2 tRNA genes and 3 rRNA genes are annotated in these 5,639 nt (G+C 55.6%); all 5 read left to right on the top strand.

The window, feature by feature from the left end:
- Positions 1-297 precede the first annotated feature (297 nt).
- The 5 genes from AC4QZR_RS19785 (at position 298) to rrf (ending at position 5,557) form a co-directional block, all read left to right on the top strand.
- A 16S ribosomal RNA gene (locus AC4QZR_RS19785) occupies positions 298-1,820 on the top strand.
- A gap of 171 nt (positions 1,821-1,991) precedes the next feature.
- A tRNA-Ile gene (locus AC4QZR_RS19790) sits at positions 1,992-2,068 on the top strand.
- A 31-nt stretch (positions 2,069-2,099) separates the two neighbouring features.
- A tRNA-Ala gene (locus AC4QZR_RS19795) sits at positions 2,100-2,176 on the top strand.
- Positions 2,177-2,420: 244 nt separating this feature from the next.
- A 23S ribosomal RNA gene (locus tag AC4QZR_RS19800) occupies positions 2,421-5,314 on the top strand.
- Between the two features lie 131 nt (positions 5,315-5,445).
- A 5S ribosomal RNA gene (gene rrf, locus AC4QZR_RS19805) occupies positions 5,446-5,557 on the top strand.
- Together the 16S, 23S and 5S rRNA genes with 2 tRNA genes alongside form the textbook arrangement of a ribosomal RNA operon.
- The last annotated feature ends 82 nt before the right edge of the window (positions 5,558-5,639 follow it).

The raw sequence follows: 5,639 nt of genomic DNA on the forward strand, positions 1-5,639 counted from the left end.
TTTCCGACCTTTGCACACCGAAAACGACGAAGGGCTCGCCCCAGAGTCGCCCCGGTCACAAGTAAAAACACCCGCCTTCTAATAGGGAAGGCGCTAGCGGAAGAGGAAGTCTTCCGGAAAGTTCTTTGAGAGATTGTTGAGACAGAAAAAAGAATAGTAAGATAGGTACATCCGCGCGGGCAGGTCTTCGGACCTCCACCGCGTCAATTCAAGTGATTCACATCACAGAGTAGTAAGGAAAAGGCCACGGGTCGAACAGACACATTGGTTTCTTCGGAAGCCTGAAAAGTAAACACTACAATGGAGAGTTTGATCCTGGCTCAGGATGAACGCTAGCGGCAGGCCTAATACATGCAAGTCGAACGGATCCAGGGACTTCGGTTCCTGGGTTAGTGGCGCACGGGTGCGTAACGCGTATGCAACCTACCTTCCACTGGGGGATAGCCCACCGAAAGGTGGATTAATACCGCATAAGACCACACTCCGGCATCGGAGAGTGCTCAAAGCTGAGGCGGTGGAAGATGGGCATGCGTGCCATTAGCTAGTTGGCGGGGTAAAGGCCCACCAAGGCGACGATGGCTAGGGGTTCTGAGAGGATGGTCCCCCACACTGGTACTGAGACACGGACCAGACTCCTACGGGAGGCAGCAGTAGGGAATATTGGGCAATGGCCGAGAGGCTGACCCAGCCATGCCGCGTGCAGGAAGAAGGCCTTCTGGGTTGTAAACTGCTTTTATCGGGGAAGAAAACGCTCCTGCGGGAGTAACTGACGGTACCCGATGAATAAGCACCGGCTAACTCCGTGCCAGCAGCCGCGGTAATACGGAGGGTGCAAGCGTTGTCCGGATTTATTGGGTTTAAAGGGTGCGTAGGCGGCCCGTTAAGTCAGCGGTGAAATCCCAGGGCTCAACCCTGGAACTGCCGTTGATACTGGCGGGCTTGAGTTCGGTCGAGGCGGGCGGAACTGGTGGTGTAGCGGTGAAATGCATAGATACCACCAAGAACCCCGATTGCGAAGGCAGCTCGCTGGGCCGAAACTGACGCTGAGGCACGAAAGCGTGGGGAGCGAACAGGATTAGATACCCTGGTAGTCCACGCCGTAAACGATGATTACTCGATGTTTGCGATACACGGCAAGCGTCCAAGCGAAAGCGTTAAGTAATCCACCTGGGGAGTACGCCCGCAAGGGTGAAACTCAAAGGAATTGACGGGGGCCCGCACAAGCGGTGGAGCATGTGGTTTAATTCGATGATACGCGAGGAACCTTACCTAGGCTAGAATGCGCGTGACCGCCCCAGAGATGGGGCTTCCCTTCGGGGCACAAAGCAAGGTGCTGCATGGCTGTCGTCAGCTCGTGCCGTGAGGTGTTGGGTTAAGTCCCGCAACGAGCGCAACCCCTACCTTTAGTTGCCAGCATGTTATGATGGGGACTCTAAAGGGACTGCCTCCGCAAGGAGTGAGGAAGGCGGGGACGACGTCAAGTCATCATGGCCCTTACGCCTAGGGCTACACACGTGCTACAATGGCCGGTACAGAGGGTCGCCACCTGGCAACAGGGAGCCAATCTCAAAAAGCCGGTCTCAGTTCGGATCGGAGTCTGCAACTCGACTCCGTGAAGCCGGAATCGCTAGTAATCGCGCATCAGCAACGGCGCGGTGAATACGTTCCCGGGCCTTGTACACACCGCCCGTCAAGCCATGGAAGTCAGGGAGACCTGAAGCCGGTGACCATCAAAGGAGCCGTCTAGGGTAAAACTGGTAACTGGGGCTAAGTCGTAACAAGGTAGCCGTACCGGAAGGTGCGGCTGGATCACCTCCTTTCTAGGGTCGGCCCGTCGGCCTTTTCCCCAAGCAGATGTTGGTGGACGTCCTGCGCGGATCCGTGCTTATCGCCTTTTCTTTTACGCTGTCTCAGCATTCCTTCTCAAAACTTACCAATACTGAAAGCAAGGTGCGGCATCAACGGCGTTCCCAAGTGCTCACAGGCCACGGGGGCTTGTAGCTCAGGTGGTTAGAGCGCTACACTGATAATGTAGAGGTCCGTGGTTCGAGTCCACGCAGGCCCACCACTTATACCTTCGGGGGTGACCCTGAAAAGAAGGGGGATTAGCTCAGCTGGCTAGAGCGCCTGCTTTGCACGCAGGAGGTCAACGGTTCGACTCCGTTATTCTCCACCAAGGCTTACAACAACACCACAGTAGGAACGACAGGTTCTTACTACTAACTTAGTGACAGTGACGAGTGAAGTTAAACGCAAGGGGTTACCACCCGGAGCGGCTGACGGCAGCTCCGAGCTTTGAACTAGGAGAAGTTCTTTGACATGATGGGAGAGAGAAAAACAAAGACATTATAAGGTAAGACTGCCTGGAAGTAATTCTAGTGCAGCCCAAGAAGCGGGCCGGCGGTCGCAAGACCACCGGCGAGAACGCAGAGAAGGGCGCATGGGGGATGCCTAGGCTCTCAGAGGCGAAGAAGGACGCGACAAGCTGCGAAAAGCTGCGGGGATGGGCACATACCAGTTGATCCGCAGGTATCCGAATGGGGCAACCCACTTGGTTGAAGACCAAGTATCCGAAAGGAGGCGAACCCGGGGAACTGAAACATCTAAGTACCCGGAGGAAGAGAAAATAACAATGATTCCGCAAGTAGTGGCGAGCGAACGCGGAAGAGCCCAAACCACTCCTGTTACGGCAGGGGTGGGGTTGTAGGACCACGTGGTGGGACCAAAAATTGAAGCGCAAGTGCCTGGGAAGGCACGCCGGAGAAGGTGAGAGCCCTGTGCGCGTAAGCTTTTTGGCCCTAGTGGTATCCTGAGTAGGGCGGGACCGGAGAAATCCCGCCTGAATCCAGCGGCACCATCCGCTAAGGCTAAATACTCCTGAGAGACCGATAGTGAACCAGTACCGTGAGGGAAAGGTGAAAAGTACCCTGAATAAGGGGGTGAAATAGATCCTGAAACCATGCGCCTACAAGCGGTCGGAGCCCATTCGTTGGGTGACGGCGTGCCTTTTGCATAATGAGCCTACGAGTTACTCCTCTCTGGCAAGGTTAAGTCTTTTAAGGGACGGAGCCGCAGCGAAAGCGAGTCTGAACAGGGCGCACAGTCAGAGGGGGTAGACGCGAAACTTTGTGATCTACCCATGGGCAGGATGAAGTTTGGGTAAAACCAAATGGAGGTCCGAACCAGTTTCCGTTGAAAAGGATTTGGATGACCTGTGGGTAGGGGTGAAAGGCCAATCAAACTGAGAAATAGCTCGTACTCCCCGAAATGCCTTTAGGGGCAGCGTCGTGGTGGAGTCATGTGGAGGTAGAGCTACCGATAGGACTAGGGGGAGTCAAATCCTACCGAATCCTGACGAACTCCGAATGCCACTTGATATACACGGCAGTGAGGCGCAGGGTGCTAAGGTCCTGCGCCGAGAGGGAAAGAACCCAGACCGCCAGCTAAGGTCCCAAAGTCCACGCTAAGTTGAACAAAGGGGGTCCAGTTGCTCAGACAGCCAGGAGGTTGGCTTGGAAGCAGCCATTCCTTTAAAGAGTGCGTAACAGCTCACTGGTCGAGCGACAGGGCATCGATAATAATCGGGCATCAAGCATGGCACCGAAGCTGCGGATTGTAATTTATTACACTGGTAGGGGAGCATTCCAAGGGCGGAGAAGGCGTCCCGGCAAGGGGCGTTGGAGCGCTTGGAAAAGCAAATGTAGGCATAAGTAACGATAATGCGGGCGAGAAACCCGCACACCGAAAGACCCAGGTTTCCTGATCAACGCTAATCGGATCAGGGTTAGTCGGGACCTAAGGCCGAGGCGAAAGCGCAGGTCGATGGACAACTGGTTAATATTCCAGTACCGGCTATGCATAGCGATGCGGTGACGGAGAAGTGAAAGGACCGCGCACTGACGGAATAGTGCGTTGAAGGCCGTAGGTAGTGGCCCGGTAGTGAAGTACGCCGGGCTAGCTGAAAGCTGATAGTACCCCAAGGCCTCGGCCGCGGGGATAGCGTCCCTAAGCAGGCTCCCTAGAAAACCCGCTAAGCGTTTAAATGCATGGCAGCCCGTACCGCAAACCGACACAGGTGGTCGAGGAGAGAATCCTAAGGTGCTCGAGTGAATCACGGCCAAGGAACTCGGCAAAATGGCCCTGTAACTTCGGGAGAAGGGGCGCTTCCTTGCAGCAATGCAAGAAGCCGCAGTGAAAAGGCCCAGGCGACTGTTTAACAAAAACACATGGCTTTGCTAAATCGAGAGATGACGTATAAGGCCTGACACCTGCCCGGTGCCGGAAGGTTAAGAGGGGGGGTTAGCCGCAAGGCGAAGCTCTGAATCGAAGCCCCGGTAAACGGCGGCCGTAACTATAACGGTCCTAAGGTAGCGAAATTCCTTGTCGGGTAAGTTCCGACCTGCACGAATGGTGTAACGATCTGGGCGCTGTCTCAGCCGTGAGCTCGGTGAAATTGTAGTCTCGGTGAAGATGCCGAGTACCCGCAACGGGACGGAAAGACCCCATGAACCTTTACTATAGCTTAGCATTGACGCTGGGTAACTCATGTGTAGGATAGGCCGGAGAATGCGAAGCGGCGTCGCCAGGCGTCGCGGATTCTTCCTTGAAATACGGCCCTTGAGTTGCCTGGCGCCTAACTCGTCACAGACGAGGACCGTGCTTGGTGGGTAGTTTGACTGGGGTGGTCGCCTCCAAAATAATAACGGAGGCTTTCAAAGGTTCCCTCAGTACGCTTGGTAACCGTACGCAGAGCGCAATAGCAGAAGGGAGCTTGACTGTGAGGCCTACAAGCCGAGCAGGGCCGAAAGGCGGATATAGTGATCCGGTGGTTCCGCATGGAAGGGCCATCGCTCAAAGGATAAAAGGTACTCTGGGGATAACAGGCTGATCTCCCCCAAGAGCTCATATCGACGGGGAGGTTTGGCACCTCGATGTCGGCTCGTCACGTCCTGGGGCTGGAGAAGGTCCCAAGGGTTCGGCTGTTCGCCGATTAAAGTGGCACGCGAGCTGGGTTCAGAACGTCGTGAGACAGTTCGGTCCCTATCTGTTGTGGGCGTCGGAGATTTGAGGGGTTCTGTCCTTAGTACGAGAGGACCGGGATGGACGAGCCTCTGGTGGACCTGTTGTGGCGCCAGCCGCAGCGCAGGGTAGCTACGCTCGGACGGGATAAGCGCTGAAAGCATCTAAGTGCGAAACCCGCCCCAAGATGAGATCTCCCTTAAGGGCCGTCAGAGACGATGACGTTGATAGGTGGCAGGTGTAAAGGCAGAAATGTCAAAGCCGAGCCATACTAATTGCCCGAGCGCGTTCTCAACCGTGCACCGCACATCCGGCCAACGCCGGCCCGCCCCTTGGCCCTATAAGCCTACGCTTTTTTCTCTCCCAACTAGTCAAAATACGAACTTTTACATAGCCATCACACCCGCATAGAAACCGGGTAAAGAGAATGGCGGCTATGGCGCCGGTGAGCACCTCTTCCCATCCCGAACAGAGAAGTTAAGCCCGGCTGCGCCGATGGTACTGGGGTCACACCCGGGAGAGTAGGTGGCCGCCAACCCCAACAACAGACAGCCCCTGCCTCTGCAAAGAGACAGGGGCTGTCGCCGTTTACACCGTTACAGCCCGAGGGGACAAGGCGC

This window comes from Pontibacter sp. YIM B11418 (assembly GCF_059278805.1).